The organism is Pseudomonas sp. H11T01 (assembly GCF_048515765.1).
In the GTDB taxonomy this organism is placed as follows: domain Bacteria; phylum Pseudomonadota; class Gammaproteobacteria; order Pseudomonadales; family Pseudomonadaceae; genus Aquipseudomonas.
On record NZ_JBLYED010000008.1, the window covers coordinates 181,597 to 206,644 of the forward strand.

26 protein-coding genes and 3 pseudogenes are annotated in these 25,048 nt (G+C 58.1%); 16 read left to right on the top strand and 13 right to left on the bottom strand.

Annotation, left to right across the window (positions count from 1 at the left end):
- The first annotated feature begins 49 nt into the window (after positions 1–49).
- The 3 genes from ACN1C3_RS13215 to ACN1C3_RS13225 all read left to right on the top strand — a co-directional run bounded on the left by ACN1C3_RS13215 (position 50) and on the right by ACN1C3_RS13225 (position 3,794).
- The gene (locus ACN1C3_RS13215; protein WP_419116257.1) at positions 50–862 is read left to right on the top strand and encodes a cytochrome C assembly family protein; all 813 of its coding nucleotides are present in this window, start codon (positions 50–52) and stop codon (positions 860–862) included.
- Positions 863–874: 12 nt separating this feature from the next.
- A complete protein-coding gene (locus ACN1C3_RS13220) occupies positions 875–2,140 on the top strand; it encodes a transporter associated domain-containing protein (protein ID WP_419116258.1) in 1,266 nt (421 codons plus the stop codon).
- Positions 2,141–2,477: 337 nt separating this feature from the next.
- Positions 2,478–3,794: an MFS transporter gene (locus ACN1C3_RS13225; protein ID WP_419116259.1), complete on the top strand. Its 1,317-nt coding sequence runs from the start codon at positions 2,478–2,480 to the stop codon at positions 3,792–3,794.
- Between the two features lie 88 nt (positions 3,795–3,882).
- Here the strand turns inward: ACN1C3_RS13225 and purT are convergent, their stop codons facing one another.
- The 4 genes from purT to ACN1C3_RS13245 all read right to left on the bottom strand — a co-directional run bounded on the left by purT (position 3,883) and on the right by ACN1C3_RS13245 (position 6,613).
- Complete coding sequence (gene purT, locus ACN1C3_RS13230; RefSeq protein WP_419116260.1) at positions 3,883–5,064, bottom strand: formate-dependent phosphoribosylglycinamide formyltransferase; 1,182 nt, start codon at positions 5,062–5,064, stop codon at positions 3,883–3,885.
- A 104-nt stretch (positions 5,065–5,168) separates the two neighbouring features.
- Positions 5,169–5,384: a DUF1289 domain-containing protein gene (locus ACN1C3_RS13235; protein WP_419116261.1), complete on the bottom strand. Its 216-nt coding sequence runs from the start codon at positions 5,382–5,384 to the stop codon at positions 5,169–5,171.
- A complete protein-coding gene (locus tag ACN1C3_RS13240; RefSeq protein ID WP_419116262.1) occupies positions 5,381–5,905 on the bottom strand; it encodes a gamma carbonic anhydrase family protein in 525 nt (174 codons plus the stop codon). Before ACN1C3_RS13240 ends, ACN1C3_RS13235 begins: the two co-directional genes overlap by 4 nt.
- A 108-nt stretch (positions 5,906–6,013) precedes the next feature.
- Complete coding sequence (locus ACN1C3_RS13245) at positions 6,014–6,613, bottom strand: CoA pyrophosphatase (RefSeq protein WP_419116263.1); 600 nt, start codon at positions 6,611–6,613, stop codon at positions 6,014–6,016.
- Between the two features lie 148 nt (positions 6,614–6,761).
- Between ACN1C3_RS13245 and ACN1C3_RS13250 the strand changes: the two genes are divergently transcribed.
- From ACN1C3_RS13250 to ACN1C3_RS13260, 3 genes are all read left to right on the top strand, one after another.
- A complete protein-coding gene (locus tag ACN1C3_RS13250) occupies positions 6,762–7,322 on the top strand; it encodes an NUDIX hydrolase (protein WP_419116264.1) in 561 nt (186 codons plus the stop codon).
- 31 nt (positions 7,323–7,353) lie between these two features.
- On the top strand, positions 7,354–7,863 hold the full coding sequence (locus ACN1C3_RS13255; protein ID WP_419116265.1) for a L,D-transpeptidase family protein: 510 nt from the start codon (positions 7,354–7,356) through the stop codon (positions 7,861–7,863).
- A gap of 80 nt (positions 7,864–7,943) precedes the next feature.
- Positions 7,944–9,200: a TIGR03862 family flavoprotein gene (locus ACN1C3_RS13260; RefSeq protein ID WP_419116266.1), complete on the top strand. Its 1,257-nt coding sequence runs from the start codon at positions 7,944–7,946 to the stop codon at positions 9,198–9,200.
- A 241-nt stretch (positions 9,201–9,441) separates the two neighbouring features.
- Here the strand turns inward: ACN1C3_RS13260 and ACN1C3_RS13265 are convergent, their stop codons facing one another.
- Both ACN1C3_RS13265 and yedA read right to left on the bottom strand, forming a co-directional pair.
- A complete protein-coding gene (locus tag ACN1C3_RS13265) occupies positions 9,442–10,776 on the bottom strand; it encodes a DEAD/DEAH box helicase (RefSeq protein ID WP_419116267.1) in 1,335 nt (444 codons plus the stop codon).
- A gap of 58 nt (positions 10,777–10,834) precedes the next feature.
- Positions 10,835–11,725 (bottom strand): drug/metabolite exporter YedA, encoded by an 891-nt coding sequence (yedA, locus tag ACN1C3_RS13270; protein ID WP_419116338.1) that lies wholly within the window; start codon positions 11,723–11,725, stop codon positions 10,835–10,837.
- A gap of 181 nt (positions 11,726–11,906) precedes the next feature.
- On the opposite strand from yedA, the pseudogene ACN1C3_RS13275 reads away from it, so the two are divergent.
- Positions 11,907–12,347 (top strand): annotated as a pseudogene (locus ACN1C3_RS13275) (Lrp/AsnC family transcriptional regulator); the annotation flags it as partial.
- A 137-nt stretch (positions 12,348–12,484) separates the two neighbouring features.
- Here the strand turns inward: ACN1C3_RS13275 and ACN1C3_RS13280 are convergent.
- The 3 genes from ACN1C3_RS13280 to ACN1C3_RS13290 all read right to left on the bottom strand — a co-directional run bounded on the left by ACN1C3_RS13280 (position 12,485) and on the right by ACN1C3_RS13290 (position 14,556).
- Positions 12,485–13,096 carry a PolC-type DNA polymerase III gene (locus tag ACN1C3_RS13280; protein WP_419116268.1) on the bottom strand — a complete coding sequence of 204 codons (612 nt, stop codon included), beginning with the start codon at positions 13,094–13,096 and terminating at the stop codon, positions 12,485–12,487.
- 26 nt (positions 13,097–13,122) lie between these two features.
- A complete protein-coding gene (locus tag ACN1C3_RS13285) occupies positions 13,123–13,602 on the bottom strand; it encodes an NYN domain-containing protein (RefSeq protein ID WP_419116269.1) in 480 nt (159 codons plus the stop codon).
- 138 nt (positions 13,603–13,740) lie between these two features.
- A complete protein-coding gene (locus tag ACN1C3_RS13290) occupies positions 13,741–14,556 on the bottom strand; it encodes a DUF2076 domain-containing protein (protein WP_419116270.1) in 816 nt (271 codons plus the stop codon).
- 177 nt (positions 14,557–14,733) lie between these two features.
- Between ACN1C3_RS13290 and ACN1C3_RS13295 the strand changes: the two genes are divergently transcribed.
- From ACN1C3_RS13295 to ACN1C3_RS13305, 3 genes and pseudogenes are all read left to right on the top strand, one after another.
- Positions 14,734–15,396: a YciC family protein gene (locus tag ACN1C3_RS13295; RefSeq protein ID WP_419116271.1), complete on the top strand. Its 663-nt coding sequence runs from the start codon at positions 14,734–14,736 to the stop codon at positions 15,394–15,396.
- A gap of 88 nt (positions 15,397–15,484) precedes the next feature.
- On the top strand, positions 15,485–16,564 hold the full coding sequence (locus ACN1C3_RS13300; RefSeq protein ID WP_419116272.1) for an endonuclease/exonuclease/phosphatase family protein: 1,080 nt from the start codon (positions 15,485–15,487) through the stop codon (positions 16,562–16,564).
- Positions 16,565–17,139: 575 nt separating this feature from the next.
- A pseudogene (locus ACN1C3_RS13305) lies at positions 17,140–17,346 on the top strand (type I restriction-modification system subunit M N-terminal domain-containing protein); the annotation flags it as partial.
- Between the two features lie 271 nt (positions 17,347–17,617).
- On the opposite strand, the gene ACN1C3_RS13310 reads toward ACN1C3_RS13305, so the two are convergent.
- On the bottom strand, positions 17,618–18,460 hold the full coding sequence (locus ACN1C3_RS13310; protein WP_419116273.1) for a helix-turn-helix domain-containing protein: 843 nt from the start codon (positions 18,458–18,460) through the stop codon (positions 17,618–17,620).
- A 101-nt stretch (positions 18,461–18,561) separates the two neighbouring features.
- Here ACN1C3_RS13310 and ACN1C3_RS13315 point away from each other — a divergent pair, with 101 nt between their 5' ends.
- From ACN1C3_RS13315 to ACN1C3_RS13340, 6 genes and pseudogenes are all read left to right on the top strand, one after another.
- Complete coding sequence (locus ACN1C3_RS13315; RefSeq protein ID WP_419116274.1) at positions 18,562–20,367, top strand: acyl-CoA dehydrogenase; 1,806 nt, start codon at positions 18,562–18,564, stop codon at positions 20,365–20,367.
- Between the two features lie 73 nt (positions 20,368–20,440).
- Positions 20,441–20,572, top strand: coding sequence for a hypothetical protein (locus ACN1C3_RS13320; RefSeq protein WP_419116339.1), 132 nt, complete (start codon positions 20,441–20,443; stop codon positions 20,570–20,572).
- A 155-nt stretch (positions 20,573–20,727) separates the two neighbouring features.
- On the top strand, positions 20,728–21,651 hold the full coding sequence (locus tag ACN1C3_RS13325) for an SDR family NAD(P)-dependent oxidoreductase (RefSeq protein WP_419116275.1): 924 nt from the start codon (positions 20,728–20,730) through the stop codon (positions 21,649–21,651).
- Between the two features lie 17 nt (positions 21,652–21,668).
- The gene (locus ACN1C3_RS13330; RefSeq protein ID WP_419116276.1) at positions 21,669–21,815 is read left to right on the top strand and encodes a hypothetical protein; all 147 of its coding nucleotides are present in this window, start codon (positions 21,669–21,671) and stop codon (positions 21,813–21,815) included.
- A gap of 115 nt (positions 21,816–21,930) precedes the next feature.
- A complete protein-coding gene (locus tag ACN1C3_RS13335) occupies positions 21,931–22,704 on the top strand; it encodes an SDR family oxidoreductase (protein ID WP_419116277.1) in 774 nt (257 codons plus the stop codon).
- A 416-nt stretch (positions 22,705–23,120) separates the two neighbouring features.
- A pseudogene (locus ACN1C3_RS13340) lies at positions 23,121–23,363 on the top strand (acyl-CoA dehydrogenase family protein); the annotation flags it as partial.
- Between the two features lie 87 nt (positions 23,364–23,450).
- Here the strand turns inward: ACN1C3_RS13340 and ACN1C3_RS13345 are convergent.
- Genes ACN1C3_RS13345 through ACN1C3_RS13355 form a run of 3 tightly spaced genes read right to left on the bottom strand, consistent with a single transcriptional unit; the run spans position 23,451 to position 25,028 of the window.
- Positions 23,451–24,074, bottom strand: a complete 624-nt coding sequence (locus ACN1C3_RS13345) for a c-type cytochrome (protein ID WP_419116278.1) — start codon at positions 24,072–24,074, stop codon at positions 23,451–23,453.
- On the bottom strand, positions 24,067–24,510 hold the full coding sequence (locus tag ACN1C3_RS13350; protein WP_419116279.1) for a c-type cytochrome: 444 nt from the start codon (positions 24,508–24,510) through the stop codon (positions 24,067–24,069). Before ACN1C3_RS13350 ends, ACN1C3_RS13345 begins: the two co-directional genes overlap by 8 nt.
- The gene (locus tag ACN1C3_RS13355) at positions 24,507–25,028 is read right to left on the bottom strand and encodes a methylamine dehydrogenase light chain (RefSeq protein WP_419116280.1); all 522 of its coding nucleotides are present in this window, start codon (positions 25,026–25,028) and stop codon (positions 24,507–24,509) included. The genes ACN1C3_RS13350 and ACN1C3_RS13355 overlap by 4 nt, the downstream gene beginning before the upstream one ends.
- Between the last annotated feature and the right edge of the window lie 20 nt (positions 25,029–25,048).

Consider the following 25,048-nt stretch of genomic DNA (forward strand, 5'->3'; position numbering starts at 1 on the left):
TGGGTTCTATGCCAAACTCAGTGCCTTTCGGGCTTGCCTAACAGGATTTATGCTCCCCTTGTCACCCAGCTTGCTAACCACTCTCGCCGCCGCCTGCTTATATGCCGCTGCGACTCTCTATCAAGGCACTCTCCTGGCCAAGGGCGCCAAGGCGAACAAGCGCCTGCTGGTTACGCTCGGCATCCTCGCCGTACTGACCCACAGTGCCAGCCTCTTCACTCACCTGATGACCCCCGCCGGGCTGGGCCTGGACTTCTTCAGCGCCGCCAGTTTGATTGCCGCGGCAGTAATTGCCCTGACCCTGCTGGCCTGCTCGCGAATCCCGGTGGAAAACCTTCTGTTATTGCTATTCCCGCTAGGGCTCGCCACGGTGTTGCTCGCGCAGTTCGCACCGTCGGGCACCGTGCAAGTGATCGATGAGGAGCCGGGGATTCTTGCGCACATTCTGCTGTCGATCCTGGCCTATGGCATGTTCACCATCGCGGTGTTCCAGGCCTTGCTGCTATTGGTGCAGGATCACCAACTCAAGCACAAACACCCGTCCGGACTGATCAAAAACTTCCCGCCGCTGCAAACCATGGAAAGCTTGCTGTTTGGCTTCCTCTGGGCCGGCTGGACGCTGTTGTCACTATCGTTGATCTCCGGCTGGCTGTTCGTCGAGAACCTGTTTGCCCAACACCTGGTACACAAGACCCTGTTGGCGTGCCTCGCCTGGATCGTCTTCAGCGTGCTGCTGTGGGGCCGCAACCGCCTCGGCTGGCGCGGACACAAGGCCATTCGCTGGACCCTTGCCGGTTTCTGCCTGCTGATGCTGGCGTACTTCGGCAGCAAGCTGGTCCGCGAATACATCCTGCATATCTGACAGGCAGTGAACATGGACAACTTGCCCACAGGGCCGATGCTCGCGGTATTGGTCCTGCTGATTTTATGGTCAGCGCTGTTTACCGCCATCGAAATCGCTCAACAGCATCTGCTCGCCCAGCGTCAGGCTTCGCGTTCGGGCGACAAACCACTCGCCAGACTGAGCTTCCCCCGTGAAAGCCTGATCCTGTGCAATACGCTGAGCCGGGTGCTGACGGTGATCATCGGCACCTTGCTGGCCTTGAGTTACTGGCAGGAAAACGGACCGTTACTGGCCTTTCTGAGCACCACCTGCGCTCTGCTGGTGTTCGCCGACTACCTGCCGCGAATCCTCGCCACACGTTACCCCGAAGCCATTCTGGGTTTCGGCAATGCCCTACTTGGCGTGCCGCTAAAGATCCTTTATCCCGCTGCCTGGCTGCTCAACAGCATTTCCCTGCTATTGCTGCGCCCGTTCAGCAGAAGACCCGGCGCCGTCAAACAGAGTGATGAGGATCACCGTCCCACTCAGGACAATGAGCCTGATCACGAGCACGCTGCCTGCCGTCCGCACCTGCTGCAAGGCATTCATGCGCTGGACAACATCACGGTCAATGACATCCTGGTACCGCGCAGCGAAGTCGACGGGATCAATCTGGACGATCCGATCGAGGAAATCATCGAACAGCTGCGAATCTCCAAACGCACCCGGCTGCCGGTCTTCTACAGCGATATCAACCAGGTCGAGGCAGTGCTCAATACCCGTCAGATCCTGCACTTGCTGCCCGACGCGAGCTTGACCAAAGAGGCCTTGCTGGCGGCATGCCACGAACCGTATTTCGTTCCGGAAAGCACTCCGCTGCAGCTCCAATTGCTGAACTTTCACAAACAGCAGCGGCGCCTGGGCATGGTGGTGGATGAGTACGGTGAAGTGCTCGGCATTGTCACCCTGGAAGACATTCTCGAAGAAATCGTCGGCGAATTCGAAAGCGAGCAAAGCCTCGACAATCCGCATATTCATCCTCAGCCCGACGGCCGACTGGTGATCGACGGCGCCGCGTCGATCCGCGAGCTGAACAAGAGTCTCGGCTGGCATCTGCCCAGCGACGGTCCAAAAACCCTTAACGGACTGGTCACCGAAGCACTGGAAACCATTCCAGACAGTGCCGTATGCCTGAAGATCGGCCGCTATCGTCTGGAAATCCTCAAAACCGAAGACAACCGGGTTAGCCGCGTGCTGATCTGGCATGTAGCCGCTGGCGAGCCCGCGAGCCTGCGTTCGGCGGCGAAGCAGTCGTAAAGGCGAAGCAGTCGTAAAAGCGCTGTATCAGATAAATCGCATTTACCGAACGACAGAGGGGCTTGCCCCCTCGCCACAAGGACAGCGTCAGCCCGCGATTGATCGAATTTACCAATCCCCTTGTTTGATCGATAAGCCGCTTCCTATAATCGAGTCGCTTACCCAAGCCCCGCCGGACCCTGTGCTACCCGCACTCAGCGAGTTCCGGCCCCGCATTGCCTGCATCTGTCCGGTGCCGACTCCCACCTTGAGTCGCACCTGCGCAAAGCCCACATCCCTGGGTGTTCGACCATAATAATTCGCTCCAACGGAGCTCATGACTGTCAGGGATAACCGCATGACTACCAGCACTACGTACAACGACGCTGCGCCTGCCCAACCGACAAACTCCGCTACCCGCGTGGCCACTGCCAGTTTCATCGGCACCGCCATCGAGTTCTACGACTTCTACGTCTACGCCACGGCTGCGGCGCTGGTCATTGGCCCGGTATTCTTCCCGCAGACCTCTGGCACTGCGCAGATGCTTTCGGCCTTCCTCACGTTCGGCATCGCCTTTCTGGCCCGACCTCTGGGTTCGGCGCTGTTTGGCCATTTCGGTGATCGCATCGGGCGTAAATCAACACTGGTCGCGTCCTTGCTGTTGATGGGCATCTGCACCACGCTGATCGGTGTGCTGCCGGGCTACGACAGCATTGGCGCTTGGGCTCCAATCCTGCTGTGCGTGCTGCGATTCGGTCAGGGGCTGGGGCTGGGCGGCGAATGGGGTGGCGCGGCGCTACTTGCCACCGAGAATGCACCCAAGGGCAAGCGCGCCTGGTTTGGCATGTTCCCGCAGCTCGGCCCTTCGATTGGTTTTCTCGCCGCCAACGGGCTGTTTTTGACCCTGGCCATGACCTTGAACGACGAACAGTTCCGCTCGTGGGGATGGCGAATTCCGTTTCTGCTCAGTGCGGCACTGGTGATGGTCGGCCTCTATGTGCGGTTGAAACTCCATGAAACACCCGTCTTCGCCAACGCCATTGCTCGCCAGGAGCGAGTGAAGATCCCGCTGGTCGAGCTCTTGAGCCAATACTGGGCACCGATGCTGTTGGGCGCTGCGGCGATGGTGGTCTGCTACGCGCTGTTTTACATCTCCACGGTGTTCTCACTGAGTTACGGCGTCTCAACCCTCGGCTACAGCCGCGAAACCTTCCTCGGTCTGCTGTGTTTCGCCGTGTTGTTCATGGCCGCGGCCACGCCGTTAGCGGCCTGGGCCAGTGATCGTTACGGACGCAAACCGGTGTTGATTATCGGCGCGGTGCTGGCGATTCTTTCCGGTTTCACTATGGAGCCGTTACTGACTCAGGGCTCGACCTGGGGCGTCGCGCTGTTCCTGTGCATTGAGCTGTTTTTGATGGGCATTACCTTCGCACCGATGGGCGCCTTGTTGCCGGAGCTGTTTCCGACACACGTGCGCTATACCGGTGCGTCAGCGGCCTACAACCTGGGCGGCATTGTCGGCGCATCCGCCGCGCCGTTCTTTGCGCAGAAGTTGGTGGCAATGGGCGGTTTGAGCTGGGTTGGCGGGTATGTGTCGGGTGCAGCGGTGCTCAGCTTGATCGCTGTGCTGTGCTTGAAAGAGACGAGGAATAACGACCTGGACCAGGTCGCCTAGAAGAAAAAGCTTCGCGGGCAAGCCCGCTCCCACAGGGAAATGCATTGTCCTTGTGGGAGCGGGCTTGCCCGCGAATGCAGCGACGCAATTACAACTGAACGGTCACAGCTTGCGAGGCACGGGTCGCTTTGGCGCGAGCCGCTTCGATCGACTCGTCACGGGCCAGGGCAACGCCCATGCGGCGCTGGCCATTCACTTCTGGCTTTCCGAACAGACGCAACGCGGTGTCCGGCTCGCTCAACGCAGCGCCCAGATTGGCGAAAGCGGTCTGGGTCGACTGCCCTTCCACCAGAATCACCGCCGAAGCCGATGGGCCGAACTGACGGATCAACGGAATCGGCAACCCAAGAATCGCCCGCGCATGCAGGGCGAACTGCGACAAGTCCTGGGAAATCAGGGTCACCAGACCAGTGTCGTGCGGACGCGGCGAGACTTCGCTGAACCACACCTGATCGCCCTTGATGAACAGCTCAACGCCGAACAGACCACGACCACCCAGCGCCTCGGTCACCGCTTTGGCAACACGCTCGGATTCCGCCAAGGCGATCGGGCTCATGGCCTGCGGCTGCCAGGATTCCTGGTAATCACCCTTCTCCTGACGATGACCGACCGGCGCGCAGAAGGTTGTGCCACCGATATGACGTACGGTCAGCAGAGTAATTTCGTAATCGAAGTCGATAAAGCCTTCGATGATCACCCGACCTTTGCCGGCACGACCACCTTCTTGCGCGTAATCCCAGGCTTTCTGCACGTCATCGACACTGCGCAGCAGGCTCTGGCCCTTGCCCGACGAGCTCATCACCGGCTTGACCACACACGGGAAGCCCAGGTCTTCGACTGCCTTGCGGTAGTCTTCAACGGTGTCGGCGAAGTGATACGGCGAGGTCGGCAGGTCCAGCTCTTCGGCGGCCAGACGACGGATACCTTCGCGGTTCATGGTCAACTGAGCGGCACGAGCAGTCGGGATCACGGTGAAGCCTTCGGACTCCAGCTCCACCAGAGTGGCGGTGGCGATAGCTTCGATTTCCGGCACGATGAAGTGCGGCTTCTCCGCTTCGATCACCGCACGCAGCGCGGCGCCGTCGAGCATGTTGATCACATGGCTACGATGGGCCACTTGCATGGCCGGCGCGTTGGCGTAGCGATCCACGGCAATCACTTCAACGCCCAGGCGTTGCAGCTCGATTACCACTTCCTTGCCCAGCTCACCGCAGCCACACAGCAAAACGCGGGTCGCGGTTGGCGACAATGGAGTTCCGATACGGGTCATCTCAGGTCCTCAAAGGAGCGGATCATCGAGGGTCGCGCGCTAAGCGGGCTTCCCATGGGGAGAAAGCGCGGCATTTTACATGAACCGGGTGGTTTGGCTTCAGCTCAATGGCCCGGTTTGGCCCCAATCATCCACACCAAGCCACTCGACTTCGCCCGCTCATGACACAACCCCAACACCTGACGGCGCTCGTCGTTATCCATCCGACTCCAGCGGGTGATTTCATCGACTGTGCGTTGGCAGCCGGTGCAGATGTCGTCCTCATCAAGGGCGCAAATGTTCACGCAGGGCGAGGCGACAGGTCTTTCGGTCGTATTCATTCTTCTTGCTCTGCCAGATCCCGGGCGTAACGCTGGGAGTTGTGTACATAGTGCGCGGCGCTGGCTTCGAGCATCTTTTTCTGCGGCTCGGTCAACTCGCGCACCACCTTGCCCGGCGAGCCCATGACCAGCGAACCATCGGGAATTTCCTTGCCTTCGCCTATCAGTGAGTTGGCGCCGATGATGCAGTTTTTGCCGATTTTCGCCCCGTTGAGGATCACCGCATTGATGCCGATCAGACTGTAATCGCCGACGGTGCAGCCATGCAGCATGGCGTTGTGGCCGATGGTCACGCCAATGCCGATGGTCAGCGGGTAGCCCATGTCGGTGTGCATGACGGTGCCATCCTGCACGTTGCTGTTCTTGCCGATCAGGATCAGCTCGTTGTCACCGCGCAATACCGTGTTGAACCAGACGTTGGCGCCCTCTTCCAGTTTGACCTTGCCCACCAGCGTAGCGTTGGGTGCGACCCAGCTCTGCGGATGGGTTTCGACTCGGGCGTCGCCCAGGCGGTATTTCATCGAGTTATCTCCAGGCTCAGGCAGCCGCGGGTTCCCGCCATATCCAGGGTCTGTTGACGTTTGGCGGCGAGCCGCGTCACCAAACGTCAACAGACCCTGACGACGGCTTCAAATATTGATAAAACTATTGGGCGGATGATGCAGGCTGATTTTCGCGTCATAGAGCAGGTTGATCAACTCGACGATCATAATCGCCGTGAGCCCCCAAATCTTGTACTCACCGAAGCGATAGCTGGGCACATACCAACTGCGGCCCTGGTAGTCGATGCGATGTGTGTGTTCGCGCGGGTCCTCGCGGAAGAACTCCAGCGGCACGCTGAACACCGCGGCAATCTCGGCATCGTTGGCGCGGTACTCGACGAAATCCGGAATCACCCCGACATAAGGAGTGACCTTGATGCCGTGCAATGAGATCAGCGGACTGAGCGGCCCGATCACTTCTACCAGACCGGGTGGCAAGCCGATTTCCTCTTCGGCTTCGCGCAATGCGGTAAAGATCAGGTCGGGGTCTTCCGGGTCACGCCGCCCACCCGGGAAAGCCACTTCGCCACCATGGGTCGAGAGCCCGCTGGCGCGTAGGGTCAGGACCAGCTCCGGTTCGTCACTGCGGGTGATAGGCACCAGCACTGCGGCTTCGGGGAAACGTCGGTCTGTCTCCAGCGTACGCGGGGTATGGTTGCTTACGCGATGAAGTAGCTCGTCCAGCATGAGTCATCTCGATCTGTTGGCTACTTTGCATCATGCACCAAAGAAATCCCCCGCCCAACCCCCCGACTCACGGCATGTCGCTTAACGACAACTTGCCGACAACGGGCCTCCCACGCCAAGATAGGCGCAGCATTTACGGAAACCCAGCATGAAATTCTGCAGCAACTGCGGCAACCCAGTCATCCAGCGCATTCCCGAAGGCGATTGTCGCCTGCGTTTTGTCTGCGATCACTGCCAGACTATTCATTACCAGAACCCGAATATCGTCGCCGGCTGCTTGCCGACCTGGGGCACTCAAGTGCTGCTCTGTCGCCGCGCCATCGAACCTCGACGCGGTTACTGGACGTTGCCGGCGGGCTTCATGGAGAACGGCGAAACGGTGGAACAGGCGGCGATGCGCGAGACCGCTGAAGAGGCCTGCGCGCGGGTGCGCAACCTGAGCATCTACACCTTGATCGACGTGCCGCATATCAACCAGGTGCATGTGTTCTTTCGCGCGGAGCTGGCTGACCTCGACTTTGCCGCGGGCGAAGAGAGCCTGGAAGTCCGGCTTTTCGAAGAAGCCGACATCCCTTGGTCCGAGCTGGCTTTCCGCACCGTCGGGCGTACTTTAGAATGCTTCTTCGCTGACCGGCAGACACAGATTTTCCCGGTCCGGTCCGAATCGATTCCACCACTCGCGCAACCTGCGATTACACTTAAACAATAGAAAGTACGCCGTACTCTTAGGGATCGTTTCAATGCGCTGGTTGCTTGCCCTCTTCTGCCTGTCGTTCGTTACTGTCTCCCAGGCCACCGCCTCCACGGTGGTCACCCTGGACGGCAAAGTCATCGAAAAAGTGCTGGTGCTCAAATCCGCCCATCAACTGCAATTGGTCAACGACGGTAAGCCGCTCAGGACCTATCGCATCTCCTTGGGCAAACACCCCAAAGGCGCGAAGCTCATGGAAGGCGACAAACGCACGCCGGAAGGTATTTATTGGGTGGACTGGCGCAAGGTCAGTGACCGCTTCAACCTGGCCATGCACATCTCCTACCCGAATGTCGCCGATTCGGTACGCTCGCGTCGTGAAGGGGTAGAGCCCGGCGGCATGATCATGATCCACGGCACCCCGGATACCCTGGATTACCCAGAGCAGCTTTTCCACTCCCTGGACTGGACCGACGGCTGTATAGCCATGCGCAACATTGACATGCGCGAAGTCTGGGGCCTGGTTCCAGACGGCACGATGATCGAAATTCGGCCGTGATTGAAAAATCAAAAGATCGCAGCCTGCGGCAGCTCCTACAGTAGAATGCCGCACTTATTTCGCCAAATCCGCAGCTCGCCATGACTCAATCCAGCCCCGCCCTTCCCCACCACGTCACCATCATCGGGGGCGGCCCCGCCGGTTTGATGGCGGCCGAGGTCCTGAGCCAGGCGGGGATCAAGGTCGAGCTGTACGACGGCATGCCGTCGGTAGGGCGAAAATTCCTGCTGGCAGGCGTTGGCGGCATGAACATCACCCATTCCGAAGCCTATCCGGCGTTTCTCTCGCGCTATGCCGATCGAGCACCGCAAATCGCCCCGCTACTGCATGAGTTCGGCGCCGAGGCGCTGTGTGAATGGATTCACGGATTGGGGATTGAAACCTTTGTCGGCAGCTCCGGCCGAGTGTTTCCTACCGACATGAAAGCAGCGCCCCTACTGCGTGCCTGGTTAAAACGCCTGCGCGATGCGGGTGTAGTTATCCACACCCGCCATCGCTGGCTCGGCTGGAACACCGACGCCAGTCTGCGAATTGACAGCCCGGAAGGCGAAAAGGCTCTGAAAACCGATGCCCTGTTGCTGGCGCTTGGCGGCGGCAGCTGGTCACGTCTGGGCTCGGATGGCGCCTGGATGCTGCCACTGGAACAGCGCGGAATCTCACTGGCGCCCCTGCAACCGAGCAACTGCGGTTTCGAAGTGATGGCCTGGAGTGATCTGTTGATCGGCAAGTTCGCCGGCGCGCCGCTGAAAAACATCGCCATCGGCCTGAATGACGATGTCCCGCGACTGGGCGAATGCGTCATCACCGCGACCGGGATCGAAGGCAGCCTGATTTATGCGCTGTCTGCGCCGATCCGCGAAGCCATTAACCAAAACGGTTCAGCAACGATCCACCTTGACCTGCTTCCGGGCAAAACCCTGGACAAGATTCAGGCAGCACTGGCCAAACCTCGTGGCTCACGCTCGATGGCCAAACACCTGCACAGCCAGCTCGGCATCGATGGGGTGAAAGCGGCGTTGCTGCGTGAACTGACTCCGGCTGAGTGTTTTGCAGATCCGTCATTGTTGGCCAAAGCCATAAAGGCGTTGCCCCTGACTCTGGTGAAAACCCGCCCTCTGGATGAAGCCATCAGCAGCGCTGGCGGTGTGCCGTTCGAAGTGATGAATGAAAACTTGATGCTCAAGCAACTGCCCGGTGTGTTTTGCGCCGGCGAGATGCTCGACTGGGAAGCGCCGACTGGCGGCTATCTGCTCACCGCGTGCTTTGCCAGTGGCCGAGCAGCGGGGTTGGGGATGGTGGAGTGGTTGAAGCGAAAGGCTCAATGCACTGTTAACTGAAGATTTCTTTCACATTCAAAATCCACCCCTCACCCCAACCCTCTCCCCAGAGGGGCGAGGGGGAAAGGGAGCAGATCTGTGTCGTTTTCTGCACCTGAGTTCGATTCGCTTCCTCAGGTCGCAGCACTTCGCAAGAACACCAAAATCAGTCCCCTCGCCCCTTTGGGGCGGTCCGGCGTTCCGGGAGGGCTAGGGTGAGGGGTGTTTCTCAAGCCGATCGCTAAACCAAGGCCAATAAAGCTTAAGGCTTGCGCTTACGCGGCCCAGTGTTAAACACCGGCACCTTACGCACAGGCTTGATCGCTGGCGCTTCAGCCGCCACTTCACCACTGTCCACCCACTTGCCCAGGTTTTTTTTGCCGCCACCCGAAACTTTTGGCTTCTTCGGCTTTTTCGGCTTTTTGATCACCTGACCGCTGGCATCGGTATCCGGCACACGGTGCTCAGGTTCGAAATCCTGCTCTTCATGACGGGTCAGTGTCTGACGGGTCAAGGTCTCGATGGCCGACAGCAAATTCACTTCATCGGCACAGACCAGCGAAATCGCCTCGCCGGTAGCACCGGCACGACCGGTACGGCCGATACGGTGGATGTAGTCCTCAGCCACGATCGGCAGGTCGAAGTTCACCACCAATGGCAAGTCCTCGATATCCAGACCACGAGCCGCGACGTCGGTAGCGACCAGAATTTGAATTTCGCTGGCCTTGAACCGATCCAGCGCACGCTGGCGGGTCGCTTGAGGTTTGTCGCCATGGATACCGTCGGCATTCACCCCCAGGCCCTGAAGTTTTTCCACCAACTGATCGACGCCATTACGGGTCTTGGCGAATACCAAGACCTGTTTCCAGCGATTTTTGCGCATCAAGTGGCTGAACAGTTCCGGCTTACGCTTCTTGTCCACCGTCACCACCCATTGCTTGACGGTGTTGGCAGCGACATTGCGCGGGCTGACTTCGATGCTCAGCGGATCATTGAGCATTTGTCCGGCCAGCAGGCGGATCGCATCGGAGAAGGTCGCAGAGAACAACAGCGTCTGACGTTGCTTGGGCAGAACCCGGTAAATGTTCCCCAGCTCTTCGGAAAATCCGAGGTCGAGCATACGGTCGGCTTCGTCGAGGATCAGGGTTTGCAGCTGGTTGAACTTCAACGCTTTCTGCCGATACAGGTCGAGCAAGCGGCCCGGGGTCGCCACCAGCACATCAACGCCCTTACGCAGCTTCATCATCTGCGGGTTGATGCTGACGCCACCGTAGACCGCGTAGGTGCTCAGTGGCAGGTGCTCGGCGTATTGGCGAACGCTTTCGTGAACCTGCTCGGCCAGCTCGCGGGTCGGCACCAGGATTAGCGCGCGCACCGAGTTACTGGCGACCTTCGGCCCTTCCATGGTCAGCAACTGCAGCAGCGGCACGGCGAAGCCCGCGGTCTTGCCGGTGCCGGTCTGGGCCGCAGCCATCAAGTCGCGACCGGCCAGCACCGCAGGGATGGCTTGCGTCTGCACCGGCGTCGGGGTCTGGTAACCGAGCGTCTCAAGGGCGCGCAGCAAGGGTTCGATCAGGCCAAGAGTGGCGAAAGTCATGGGGGTACCGTAGGGAAATGTCAGCGCATGTGTGCAATGCGCCGCAGTTTACCCTAAATCAAGCCGGTTTCTGCCTGCGCCACTGCGGCAAGCTGATCAACACCACGGCGCTGATGATCACCGCCATCGCCAGAGCCTCCTCGATGCCAATACTTTCGCCGGCAAAGACGATCCCGAGCAGCACCGCCACCGCCGGGTTGACGTAGGCATAGCTGGTCGCGGCTGCCGGGCGGACGTTTTTCAGCAGGTACATATAGGCGTTGAAAGCGATGATCGAGCCGAAGCCGATCAAATAGGCCAAAGCAACCCAGCCCTCTACCGGCGGCAAGCTGTCCAGATGCTCACCGCTCAGCGCGCTGCCGATCAACAGCACCACCCCGCCCACCAACATTTCCGCTGCACTGGCCATCGCCCCCTGAGGCAACGGCAAGTGCTTGCTCCAGACCGATCCGAACGCCCAGGCCGCTGCCGCCGACACCAGCAATACCGCGCCCAACGGGCTTGACTGTAAATTGGAGCCGAGGTTGAGCATGGCAATACCCATCAGCCCGAGCACGATCCCGGCCCACTCCAGACGCGTATTACGCGCCCCCCAAAAATAGCCGCAGAGCAAGGTGAACAGCGGTACCGTCGCCACCGCCAGCGCCGCGACGCCTGAAGCGACGCCGGTGTGTTCGGCGACACTGACCGCGCCGTTACCAACGCTCAGCAGCAAGATGCCGATCATCCCCGCCGCCCGCCATTGCGGCCAAGTCGGCGCAGGCACCCCGCGCCAGCGCAGGAAGCCGTACATCAAGGTCCCGGCGATGATGAAGCGAATCCCGCCCAGCATCAGCGGTGGCCAATATTGCACACCGATTCGAATGACCAGATAGGTGGAACCCCAAATCACATACAACGCAAAAAAGGCACCTATCAGCTGCAACGGAAAGCGGCGTGGGCCGGGCACGGAAAGCTCGATGGCAGACATGAAAAGCTCGATGACAGGATAAGGGGAACGCTATTTTAGAAAGCTCCTGGGCGGAATTTAAGTTACAAAACCTGTTTATAGCGCCCATACACTTTTCAAAGCATGGAGATCACGGCTATAAATCGTGTTTTCGAAAGTAGAGCATTTCAGGAGCCGAATCATGGACAAATACGACCGCATGCTCCTCAGTGCACTGTTGGAAAACGGCCGGGCGACCTATGCGGAACTGGCACGCAAGGTCAACCTGTCCGCCCCGGCCGTGGCCGAGCGCGTGGCCAAACTGGAAACCAGCGGGGTGATTACCGGTTACCAGGCCAAGGTCGACTTGACCAAGGTTGGCCTGCCGATCCAGTGCGTCATCGAACTGCGTCTGAGCCACCACGGCAGCCAGAAATCCTACGACGAACTGATCAAAATCCCGCAACTGACCGAATGCCACCGGGTAACCGGCGACCCCTGCGTCATCATGCAAGCCGCCGTCGGCTCAATGCCGGAGCTGGAGGAACTGATCAACCGCATCGCCCAGTTCGGCTTCAGCAAGACTTCGATCGTGCTGTCCAGTGCCATAGAAAAGCGTGTGCCGCTGGGGCAGTTGGAGGGAATGGCAAGAATGGTGGGTGATGATCGTTCCCACGCTCTGCGTGGGAATGCATCCCGTGACGCTCTGCGTCACTGCCAAAGCGATTGCTGCGCGTCCAGTGAGGCATTCCCACGCAGAGCATGGGAACGATGGGGTGCTTAAAACCCGCGATGGCGCTTGAGATGCTCATTGATCTTCGCCGCCGGTACCTTCTGCAGCGAGCACAGCAAATCATGGGACAACTCCCGCAGACCATGCCGCTGGCGCAGTTCCTGGGCCAGGTGTGCAGTGAGGTTGGCGGCCATTTCGGCGTCGGCCATGGCCCGGTGAGCCTGGCCGGTGTGGGGCAGTTTGGCGAAAGTGGTCAGGGTGCCGAGTTTGTGGTTCGGCGCGGCCGGCATCAGGCGCCGGGCGAGTAATAGGGAGCAGGCGAAGTTCTGCAACCGTGTACGTTTAATCCGCCCCAGTTCGTAGTCCCAGAACTTCTGGTCGAACGCGGCGTTGTGGGCCAAAAGCGGCGTGGTGCCGACGAATTCGTTGACTTCGTTCATCACCTGTTCGGCAGACGGTGCGGTGCGCAACATAGCGTTGCTGATACCGGTCAGGCCTTCGATGAAGGCCGGGACGCGCACGCCCGCATTCATCAGGCTCTGGTAACGCTCGACGATGCGCCCCTGTTCAAGAATCACCACGGCAATTTCCGTGGCCCGGCAAGAGCTGCTCGGGGAGATCCCGGTGGTTTCAAAGTCGATGACCGCTATCCGTTCCAAACCTGTTCCCATTCCGTCAAAAAGTTTCAGTTTTTAAGCAGCAACACGCCTTCGATTGGCACGTAGCGGCTGGCGGCGCGTATCAACGAGTTGGCGGTCAGACCTGGCACGCCGTAGGCGACTGCTTCAACCCCATGCTTGTTGATGATGCGTTCCAACAGCATGTCGAAATCACCGTCGCCGGAGGCCAGCACCACTTCATCGACGTTGGCGGCGGCGTCCATGATATCGATGGTGATGCCCACGTCCCAGTCGCCCTTGGCCGAGCCGTCGCTGCGTTGGATGTAGGGTTTGAGTTTTACGATGAAGCCGAGGTTGCGCAGGATCTGCTGGAATTGCTGCTGCTTGCTGTCACCACGATCGATGGCGTAGGCGTAAGCCTCGACGATCTGCCCGCGCTGGCTGATGTCAGCCCACAGGGCCGCATAGTTGAAATGACAGCCATAGGCCTGGCGCACGGTGTAGTAGAGGTTCTGGACATCGGCGAACACAGCAATTTTTTTCACCGCAAATCCTCATGGCGCAGACACGCGCAGGCAATTGATCAGGCGCACGGCCCAAAAAGTCACCCAGTATGCCAGTCAGAAGGAAATTTCCGCGAACAATCGATCCGGAGCGCCAGGGCGCTCCGGACGAGTGGTGCATCAGACGAAGGAATCGTCGTCGCCGAAGAACGATGAGCTGTCATCGCTGTCGTCGGCGTCGGCAAACCCGCCTTGGTCATTGCTGTAGGAATCGTTACTGACCATACGCTGGTCGTCATTGCCCCAGCCTTTGTCATGACCGCTGTCATTGACCTGTGCCGGTTCTTCCTTGATGACTTCGACCACTTCCTGCGGTTGCTGATTACTGTGGAACAGGCTGCTGATGCCTTGCGCCAGCATCACGCCACCGGCCACGCCAGCCGCGGTTTTCAAAGCGCCACCGAGGAAGCTGCTGCCCGCTGCTGCAGGAGCTTGTTGCTGTGGTGCAGCATAATTCTGTTGCGGGGCACCAAAGTTTTGCTGAGGCGCTACACCCGGCTGGGCATTGAACGAAGGCCGTGCGGGTTCACGCCAGCCGCCGGTCGAGGCCGGAGCGCTCGGGGCCGGAGCCGGTTGCGGGTCACGGGAGCCACCGCCAAAGATACTCGACAGGAAACCACCGCCACCGCTGCTCGCTGCTGGCGCCGGTGCCGCTACTTGGGCCTTGGCTTGCTGCAGTTCGGCTTGCAGTTGCTGGTTTTGCTGGGCCAGTTGCTGGTTTTGTTGAACGAGCTGTTTGTTCTGCTCGTCGAGGCTTTTGATCGCCGCCTCTTGCACCAGAATCGCCTGGGTCATGAAATACCCCGCCGCAGGCTGGCGAGCCAGGTGCTCCTTGATCCGCGCCTCGGCCAAGGCATCGCGCGGGGCTGAATCCGTTTCGGCTTGCTGCAGCCGTGAAAACAGTCCATCGATCAGGGTTTGTTCTTCGCTGTTCATGGCGACCTCGTTAGATTGCCGATAAAAATCCTGGAACCTTTCCTAGTGAAAAGGCGCCTACCCTTTATGGGGATGTTACGGGACGTTTCAATGGTCTTTACCTAACGTTTACGTTTGCTTGCCCAGGCACTGCATCGGTTAAAGTGTCGAACTGCTTTTGACCTGCGATACCGACCCATGAATCCGTTAGACGTGCTCCGCGACTCTTTGTATTTCTTCAAGCGCAATCTGCGCCAGATTGTACTGCTGTGTCTGCCGTTGGTGGTGCTCGAAGCCCTGCTGCAGCAACTGGTCGATCACTCCCAGGGCCCGGATGCTTTTCCCGGTTTTAGCGTGATCGTCGGACTGTTGATCTATCCGCTGTACACCGGCGCACTGATTCTTTTTCTGGATGCCCGCAGTCGCGGCGAATCGCCGCGAACCCGTGATCTGCTGGCGATGTCTGTCAGCCTGTGGCCCAGGTTCGCGCTGCTGACGGCCATCAATACCCTGCTGATTCTGGTGGGCCTGTCGCTGTATTTCCTGCCGGGTATTTGGCTGATGGTGACGCTGGCCTTTGCCGAGTACCTGTTGGTCCTGCGCGGCCTGCAACCGCTAACGGCCATCAAGGAAAGCTTTCGCCTGAGCCGTGGGCACTTCCTGCGCATATTGGTCTGCATTTTGTGTGTGATGGGGCCACTGTGGATACTCAAGGGCGCGAGCTATGCGGTGTACCCCGAGCCTCAGAACCCTGTGCTGTCATTGCTGATCGAAAGCGCTCACAGCTTTCTGCAGCTCTTTACCAGCGTGGTGCTGTTTCGCCTGTTCATGCTGATCAGCGAAGCGCCCGACAAAAATTAATAGCGCTGTGTGACAGGGCTGGTCTTGGGATCCAACCCTGCTCTCGGGTATGCTCGGGCTCAATCCTGCAACGCCATAAGCCGAGCCGATGACCCGTCTACTGCGCCACACCTTGCTGGGCCTGCTGATAATTGTCGGTCTGTTGTCAGCCGTGATCTACAGCCTGACCTGGCGCCCGGAAACCAAAGAGCGACTGCCGGTCAGTTGCAGCGCCCAGGCACCGACGCTAGTGCCCGGTCAGGCGCTGAAGGTGATGACCTGGAACGTTCAGTACCTGGCGGGCAAACGCTACGTATTTTGGAATGATCTGGCCAAAGGCGACGACGATCACCCCACCCCTGAAGACATGGCCTTCAGCCTCGATGAGGTGGCACGGGTGATTCGCGATGAGCAACCGGATATCGTCTTGCTGCAAGAGCTGGATGATGGCGCCAAGGCCAGCGACTATCAAAACCAGCTGAAACTTCTACGAGAGCGGCTGACCGACCTTTACCCGTGCAGCACCCATGCCTTCGACTGGAAAGCTGACTTCGTTCCTGATCCGCATATTTTTGGCAGCGTCGGTCGACAGCTGGCGACATTGAGCCGCTATCAGATCGAACACGCCGAACGCCTGCAATTACCGGAGGCGCCAGCCAATCTTATCAGCCGTCAATTCCAACCTAAAAACGCGCTGCTGGTGAGTTATCTGCCATTGAGCGACGGTGGGCAAATGGCGGTAGTGAACACCCATCTGGACAGAGCGACTCAGCCTGACGACACGCTGCAACAGCAAGTGACGGCGACCGCCAAGGTGCTCGACACGTTCGAAAGTCGCGGTACGCCATGGTTGATCGGCGGCGATTTCAACCTGTTGCCGCTGGGCCAGTATCAGCGGCTCGCCCCAGAGCAGCGAACCCCCTATTCCGCCGACAGCGCGCTGCATGTGCTGTGGGACAAGTATCCGATGATTCCCACAAACAACGAAGCCAGTGGTATCGACCGCACGCAGTGGCTGACCCACTACCCCAATGACCCGACCCTCAGCAGCCCGGACCGCACCGTTGACTACCTGTTTTACAGCCCGAGAATCAAACGGGTCGAGGCCCAGGTAAGGCAGGACGATACGCTGCGGATCTCCGATCACTTGCCGGTGATTGCGCGATTCCTGTTGCCTGCGGCACCGTAGATCAAACGCGTTTGATCGTTTGATGATCATTCCCACGCTCTGCGTGGGAATGCAGCCCGTGACGCTCTGCGTCACTGCCGAAGCGGACGCGGAGCGTCCAGTGAGGCATTCCCACGCGGGAGTGTGGGAACGAACATCCTAACCATTACTTCCTTGGTTTGATCCGCGCTGTCGCTTCAGCCACCAATGGGTCATCCGGCCAGTAGTCGCCCGTATCACCTTACACTCCCCACATTGACACTGCTTAAGTGCCTGTAATTTCTATGCATGACGGCTATTTTTGCAATTGACCATTGGCAGTCAAACCCAAGCCCTTTGATTGACACAAACTGATGTCCATCAAGAGCAGGTTTGACAGCCGTATCAATGCGAGTCAGCTCTAACCGCGCACAATGTTTGACACCCCGCATTCGGAATGCACTAAAAACAGAGTGTGAGCTGCGTCCCTGAGCGCCCGACATACCTAGATGGCTTCTCGTCGGCGTGCTCGAAAAGCACTGGGAGCTTACGGTGCCGCCAACCGAATCAGTCAGCAAAGCGCCTGACACAACAACAGCTACGCATGGGCAGACTTGATGAAACCCGTAAAACAACAAGATCAAAGCAACCTGAAGTGGGTTGCTGACTTCATCTGGAATATCGCTGACGACCGCCTGCGTGACGTGTACGTGCGCGGCAAGTACCGTGACGTCATCCTCCCCTTCACCGTGCTGCGGCGGCTTGATGCCGTGCTGGAATCGACCAAGCAGGCGGTGCTGGAGCGTAAGAAATTCCTCGACACGCACCGATGCGACTACAATCCAAAACCCGCGCAACCGGGGTGGAAACACCGGTCACGAGTTAGCGAAATGAGCGGTCACGTTCACCGAAATTCGCAGGCGTCGAATGATGGGCGCGGAACCAGCCAGTGTCATACCCCAAATGATGCTTTGGGTAGCCATCAGCCTGGGTACCGAATACCAAAGAAGCATGCCTGTTGCGAAGGCTAAGGCTGTCGCTACCAACGTGCTGATTGTTCCAATGGCATTAACCATGCGGTTGAGCGGCGGCCACTCAGTAGAACAGCAGGGGATGTTCTAGGGGGGTAAGCAGCAGCTTTTCAAGGCTCAGTGCGGCATCTTCGGGATAGAGGGTGTTGATGCTGAGCCTAGGTTCGGTCATGTAGGCCGCCGGGCCAAGTGCGCCAACCATCTGGCTGACGCTATAGAAGCCCCTGACCATTCCCTGATGCTGAATTTTGACTTTGAAGCTGGCTCTGGGCTCGAGCCTGGAGGCGCGTATTTTCCAGTCAGTTGGAACGTTGGGGTAGTCAAGAATGCGCTTCAGGGTCTGATTTTCCTGATCGTTGCCGTTGAGCATGACATGCTGCTTGAACACCATGATCACCAGCGACAATGCGTCTTGCCATTCCTCGCTTAGCGCGCCATCGCTGCCGTCGTTGAACAGAAAGTCATACAAGTTGACGGTTTGCCTAAGCCGCTCGGTATCGACTTTGTCCTGATAGAAGCCAACCCAGGCCTTGTTGACCATCAGGATATTGCCCGCTCCATCAGTCAGGGTGGATGGATATGGGTCCAGCGCCTGCAATGTTCTGAGCATTGCCGATCTTAACCATTTGAGATCTGGGCTGTGAAAATCCTGCGCTATTTCGTTGGTCGCGTAGCCCGCAGCAATGCGCAGATGGCTGCGATCCCTCCGGCCAAGCTTTAGCGCATCGGCGATATGGTCGGTCAGCACCTCACTTGGCTTGCTTATCCCGTTTTCCAGGCGACTGACATGTCGGGTCGAGGTGCCGACCATTTCGGCCAGTTGCTCTTGGCTGAGCCCGAAGACTCCGCGCCAAAACTTAAGAAAATCAGCAAAGCGCTGTAAGTGTTGTGTCTCGGCCATGTCCATTGTTGCGCAAAATCCTTTCGATCAGACATCGCATGTCGTGGTGACTGGGGCAGGCCTCGGCAAAATGGGCGGGTCTCGTCCATTCTTAGCGGAGAAGTACCATGGCGGCCTCCATACTAAACGTCAGAGATCTGCATTTCTATCTGTTCGAGTTGTTCAATGCAGAAGCCATGACCGCCCGCACGCGTTATGCCGAGCACAGCAAGGAAACTTATCTGGCGGCAATCGAAACCGGGCGCAAGATCGCGGAACGCTATTTCCTGCCAATCCGGCAGAAGGTGGATGTGCAACAGCCTACGTTCGACGGCAAGCATGTGCACATGATTCCTGAGATCAAGCCTGCAATCGATGCAGTTATCGAATCTGGGCTCGCTTGCCCGGAAGCCGATTATGAATTGGGTGGCATGCAATTGCCGGCCATTGTTGCAAGTGTGGCCACTTCTTTCTTGTCAGCTGCAGGCAGTACCACGCTGGGTTATACCAGTTTGACCAATGCCAACTGCAATCTTATCGAGGCCCACGGCACGCCCGAACAGATCGAGAAGTGGGTCGTGCCGATGCGTCAGGGCCGGTTCGCCGGAACCATGGCCATGACCGAGCCGTCGGCGGGCTCGGGGTTGGCAGACCTGACGACCAGCGCGACTAAGACTGAAGATGGTCGTTACCTGATCTCTGGCAACAAGATCTTCATTTCTGGTGGTGATCACAACCTTACCGAAAATATTGTTCACCTCGTATTAGCAAGGATCAAAGGCGCTCCCAAGGGCATCAAGGGTGTATCTCTGTTTATTGTTCCCAAGTATCTGGTCGATGAAACAGGTGCTACCGGCAGTCGCAACGATGTGAGTCTGGCCGGCTTGTTCCACAAGATGGGTGGGCGCGGGCAAACCTCCTGTGCTATCAACTTCGGTGAACAGGGCGGCTCGACAGGCTACCTGGTTGGTGAGGAGAATCAGGGCATTCGCTACATGTTCCACATGATGAATGAGGCACGCATCATGGTCGGAACCAGCGCCGCACTCACAGCTTTGAGCGGTTATCAGTACTCCCTCGACTACGCGAAGGAGCGCCGGCAGGGGCGTTTACCTTCGTCCAAAGATCCGCTCTCTGCGCCAGTGCGGATCATTGAGCATCCGGATGTGCGGCGCATGCTGCTGGCACAGAAGGCCTATGCCGAAGGTGCCTATAGCCTTTGTCTGTTTGGTGCACAACTGGCTGACGACTTGCGTACTGCTCCTGACGAGGCCGAGCGTAAGAGCGCCAAGGTACTGCTGGATTTCCTTACGCCCGTCATCAAGTCCTGGCCATCCGAATATGGTCCGCGCGCCAATAGCCTTGCGATTCAGGTGTTGGGTGGACATGGCTATACCAATGAGCATCCGGTCGAGATGTTCTACCGCGACAACCGCCTTAACTCGATCCATGAGGGCACCTATGGCGTGCAGTCGCTTGACCTGCTGGCACGGAAGGTGCCCGCCGACAATATGGCCGGATACACGATCTGTATTAGCAGGATGCGTGATGACATTGATGCGGCCACACAGCACCCGGTGTTGCAAGAGCCTGCGGTTGCGCTTCTGGCCGCCATTCAGGTGCTTGAGGAAACCACCCATGCTGTTCTTGGCGGCATGCAGAAACTGCACTTCGACTTGGCGCTGGCCAACTCGGTCAAGTATCTGGAGCTGTTTGGCAACGTTGTTGTGGCTTGGATGTGGCTGAAGCAAGGCACATCCGCTTGTGCTGGCCTGGCCAAGGAACCGCATGAGGATGACCGGAACTTCTACCTAGGCAAGTTGCAGGCCCTCAAATACTTCTACGCCTACGAACTGCCAGAGATACAGGTCTGGAAGAAGATTCTCTGCGACTTCGAAGATGCCTTCTACATGGCCCGAGAAGAGTGGTTTTGATGGCTGCGGCGCACACAAGTCAAGCACGAGGGGAGTCGGCGGAACCATTGCCCACGGATTTCTGACGCTGTCGATGCTTTCGCACTTTGCGGAACAGTTCGGCGTTGAAGTCGAAGGCGCGGTAATGGCCGTCAATTATGGCTTTGACAAAATCAGATTCTTTGCCTCGGTCAAGGTGGGGCAGCGGATTCGTGCCTGCAGGTAATTTATCGAAATCGTTGAAAAAAGCCCGGGGCAAGTTCTTTTCAAGGATGAACGTTGTTGTCGAGATTGAAGGGCAAGAAAAACCGGCACTCACTGCCGAGTGGCTCGGCATGCAGTTTGTAAATTGATTAACCTTATCAGTCGCAGAGGTTTCATATGAATAAGCAAAGTATCGATTTCACCGGGCGCGTCGCCATCGTCACCGGAGCCGGAAACGGACTCGGACGCTCGCATGCGCTGGCATTGGCCAAGCGCGGTGCCAAGGTGGTGGTGAATGATCTGGGTGGCGCTCGTGACGGCGTGGGTAACTCGTTGCAGGCTGCAGACGAGGTGGTTGCGCAAATTCAGGCAATGGGCGGCGAAGCCCTTGCCAATGGCGCCAACGTTGCCAACTTTACTGAAGTTGAGGCGATGGTCGCGCAGGTCATTGAGTGTTGGGGGCGGGTCGATATTCTGGTCAATAACGCGGGAATTCTTCGCGATAAAAGCTTTTCCAAGATGGAACTTGCCGACTTCAGGCTGGTGATGGACGTGCACCTAATGGGCTCGGTCAACTGCACCAAGGCCGTCTGGGAAATCATGCGGGCGCAGAACTATGGGCGAATTGTCATGACCACCTCCTCTTCCGGTCTCTACGGTAGTTTCGGTCAGTCGAATTACGGTGCGGCCAAGATGGCTGTTGTAGGGCTCATGAATACCCTGGCGCTGGAAGGGCAGAAGCACGATATCCGGGTCAATTCGCTGGCCCCCACTGCCGCCACCCGAATGACCGAAGATCTGTTGGACAAGGCCGTATTTGAACTGTTGACCCCTGAGTCGGTTACCGCAGGCGCGCTGCTGCTGTGCCACGAGGGTGCTCCGCAGCGCACGATCCTCTGCGCCGGTGCAGGTGGCTATGCCACTACCCGGATTTTCGAGACCAATGGCGTGTTTCTCCCACCTGCCTTGCAGACCCCTGAGGGTGTGTTGGCCACCTGGGACGCTATTTGTGACACCGCAGATCAATGCGCCCTGGAGGCGGGTTTCAAGCAAACAGAGAAGTTCCTGTCTAAGGCTGCTGCCAGCTTTAGCAATCAATGAGAGCGGGTAAATCGAGCATGTCGCAAGCCGTTATTGTTTCAGTCGCCCGTACACCGATTGACCGTGCCTACAAAGGTTCCTTCAACGACATTGAGGCACCGAGTCTGTCTGCATTTGCCGTTGAAGCGGCGATCGCGCGTGCCGGATTCCGGATGATCGGCTGAATGTGAATGGCGGTGTGTTCGAAGTAGCGCTTTGAGGTCGTGCCTGAGCGGCGCATCTAATTCAAATTCTGCGCCTGTCTGTTTGACGGACGAGCGCATTTTTCTCGGGGGCAGTATGCAGGATCTATTCAGTTTGCAAGGCCGGGTGGCGCTGGTCACCGGTGGGGCGCGTGGGATTGGCGCGATGATCGCACGGGCGTACCTGCAATGCGGGGTTAAGGTGTACATTTCATCGCGAAATCAGGATGAGCTTGCAAATTTTACCAGCGCTGTTGCAAGCCTGGGGGAGTGCATTGCGATCCCTGCTGACCTCTCTAGCCTGCAGGGGATAGAGTTTTTGGTTGATGAGATCCGCAAGCGTGAGTCCGGCTTAGACATCTTGGTTAACAATGCCGGCGCCACCTGGGGCGCGGAGTTTTCTGTGTATCCAGAGGCTGGTTGGGACAAGGTTCTGGATCTGAATCTGAAGTCACCCTTCTTTTTGACGCAGCGTCTGCTCGGGCTGCTCAAAACTGTTGCTACAGCAGATACTCCGTCCCGGGTGATCAATATTGCCTCGGTAAACGGCCTGGTAAATCCCGGAGTCGATAACTATGCGTACTCCGCCAGCAAGGCTGGCCTGATTCATCTGACCCGGCATCTTTCGGTTGATCTTGCTCCCGTTCATATCAATGTCAACGCTATCGCGCCCGGCTTTTTTCACACGAAAATGACGGCTTACGCGGTTGAGCAAGATGAAGGCTCAATCATGGCCATGGTCCCGAGGGGGCGTCTTGGCAATCAGGACGATATTGCTGGCGCTGCCATCTTCCTGGCATCCAGAGCCTCTTCTTGGATTACCGGACATACGCTGGCGCTGGACGGTGGTCTGGTCGCAGCAGCCGGTTGATCAAATTAATTTTTGGAATACCCATGAGTAACTATTCTGTGCCAAGCCGCGATAGAAGGGCCCTCCGCTGGCAGCGGAGGGCTTATGGATAACGCCGTCAGCTGTGGCTCGCGGAAACCCAAAATGGGCATTCAAGGCAATGCCAGCTGGGTGATGAATTTCGATGGCGCAACGGCTTCCTATTGATAGTGCCAATGAGGGGCACGCGCTGCATGTTTACTTTCATGAACTCGGCCCGTCTTGGCGTTGCCTTTGCGGGCTGAGTCATTGCGAGCGAGCCTCTCAGAACGCGCTGCCCTATGCTCGAAGCCGTGAGGCAGGGCGCTCACTGAACGGCGTGAAGTTCCCCTAGCGGCCAGCCGGTCTGTTGTTGGTACACCCAGATATTCGCCGAATCATTCTGACGCCTCGAGGCGTTGACTGAAGGCGGGCGGACCCTCCTGTATTACCTGGCACAGTTGGTAGATAAGGACTTGTGCGGGGTACCCCATGAGGGTTCTGCAGCCGCTTCGCTGCTGGCGTTCTTCACGCCGATTGCCAAAGGCTTCATGACTGAGATCTCCGCTGAGTGTGCCAGTCTGGACATGCAGGTATACGGCGGCCATGGCTACATCCGAGAGTGGGGGATGGAGCAGAACCTCCGGGATGCTCGGATTACGACCATGTACGAGGTACGACCGCTATCCAGGCACTTGATCTGCTGGCCTGAAAGATCCTGGCCAGTAAAGGTGTGGCACTGGGTTACCTTACTTTTGATCAACACCAAGCGTTTCTATGAAGTCGACCACGGCTTGCCGTTCTTCGTTATTGATCTGGGTAGCAATGGCTCGCATCCACTTACCTTGGATATCGGAATACTCATCTGCCCCCCGCCAACCTTGAGCGTAACTGTTCAGCTGCTGATCGATATACCAGCCGTCAAGGATTCGTAAATTAGGTGCCTGCAGGTGTGAATAACCTTGGGCAAACTGGCCGTGGCAAGCCGCACAGGTATCCTGATAGCGTGGTGCGCCAGCCTTGGCAGTGGCGCTGTTAGGCTGTGGCGCCTTGGCCAGTTGCAGACCGGCGTAGTGCGCGGCCAGACTGGAAAGCTGCTCTTCGCTGAGGCTCATGGTAATCGCACGCATGCTCTGCCCCGCCTGATCCTGTTGGGTATAGCCGCGCCGGCCGGCTTTGAAATTCATCAGCTGACGAGCCAGATACTGTTCGCTCTGCCCCGCCAGGCGCGGTGCGCCCAAAGTCTGATTACCCTGACCTTCTACTCCGTGGCACACCGCACAGGTTGCACTAAGTGCTGCAGCGGGAGCTTCCGCCGCCTGGGTGGCTAGTGGAGCCAGAATCAGTAAGGCAAAGCTGTTCATCTTATTCATCTGCTAATGCTCCACTGTGCTGCTGTTGCTCGCGCTGAACTATCTGTTCAAGCAGATGCGCTTGAACGACTGATGGGCTGGCCAGAGGATGCTGACGCAAGGTGCCTACTTCAGCAGCGGTATAGGGTTGAAAATCTGCCGGTATCTGCGCCGCACTGAAGCTGCTGAGCATCCAGTTCAGTAAGCGTGCCAGATCTGCATCGGGCAGCGCAGTCTGGGCAGAGCCCGGCACCTGCACCAGATACTCGCGACCGCCCGGCACACTGAGAAAGCGACCCATCTGATTACGCAAATCCGGCACCTGACGCGCGGGAAAGCCGCTCCCATCTGGCAAATGGCAACCCTGACAATTGAGCATGTAGTCGACCTGAGCCGGCTCGGTCGCCCAACTGCAGCTGCTGGTCAGGAGAAATCCCAGAGCAGCTGCCCGGATCATTGTTCCTTCACCCCGATCACCACCGACAGCGAGCAGTGATAAGGCACATTCGCCTGACTGCCGGTACACCAATTGAGATCATTCGAGCTCTGCGGCCGATAGATCGGCGTGTCGCCCTGATCTCGCTGGCAGATGCAGCGCCCACAATTACTTTTGCCACAACAGTCGTTGTAGGAAATGACGTAGTCCTTGCCGTCCGTAGGGTTTCGGCAGGTGCCGATCCAGGTGATGTCCGACTTCACGGTGCCCGGCGGACAGCTGCTGGCCGTGCCACCGCAACATCCACAGAGAAAACCGTCGATCGCACAATGTCTCCAGTAGTCGCAGCTATTGGGATTGCCTTCTTCAGCAATGCCGGTGGAAGCAAAGGCACTGTTGCGATAGACCGGCAGCAGGGTAAAGGCGCCCGCACCGATTAGCAGAGTGCCCAAGCTGCCGAGAAAACCACGACGCGAAGTGCTGCGAGCGGTCTGTCGGGTCAAGTTTTCGGTCACTTGATCAAGCCAATTGTTTTCCATCGTCATTGCCCTCGATGCGT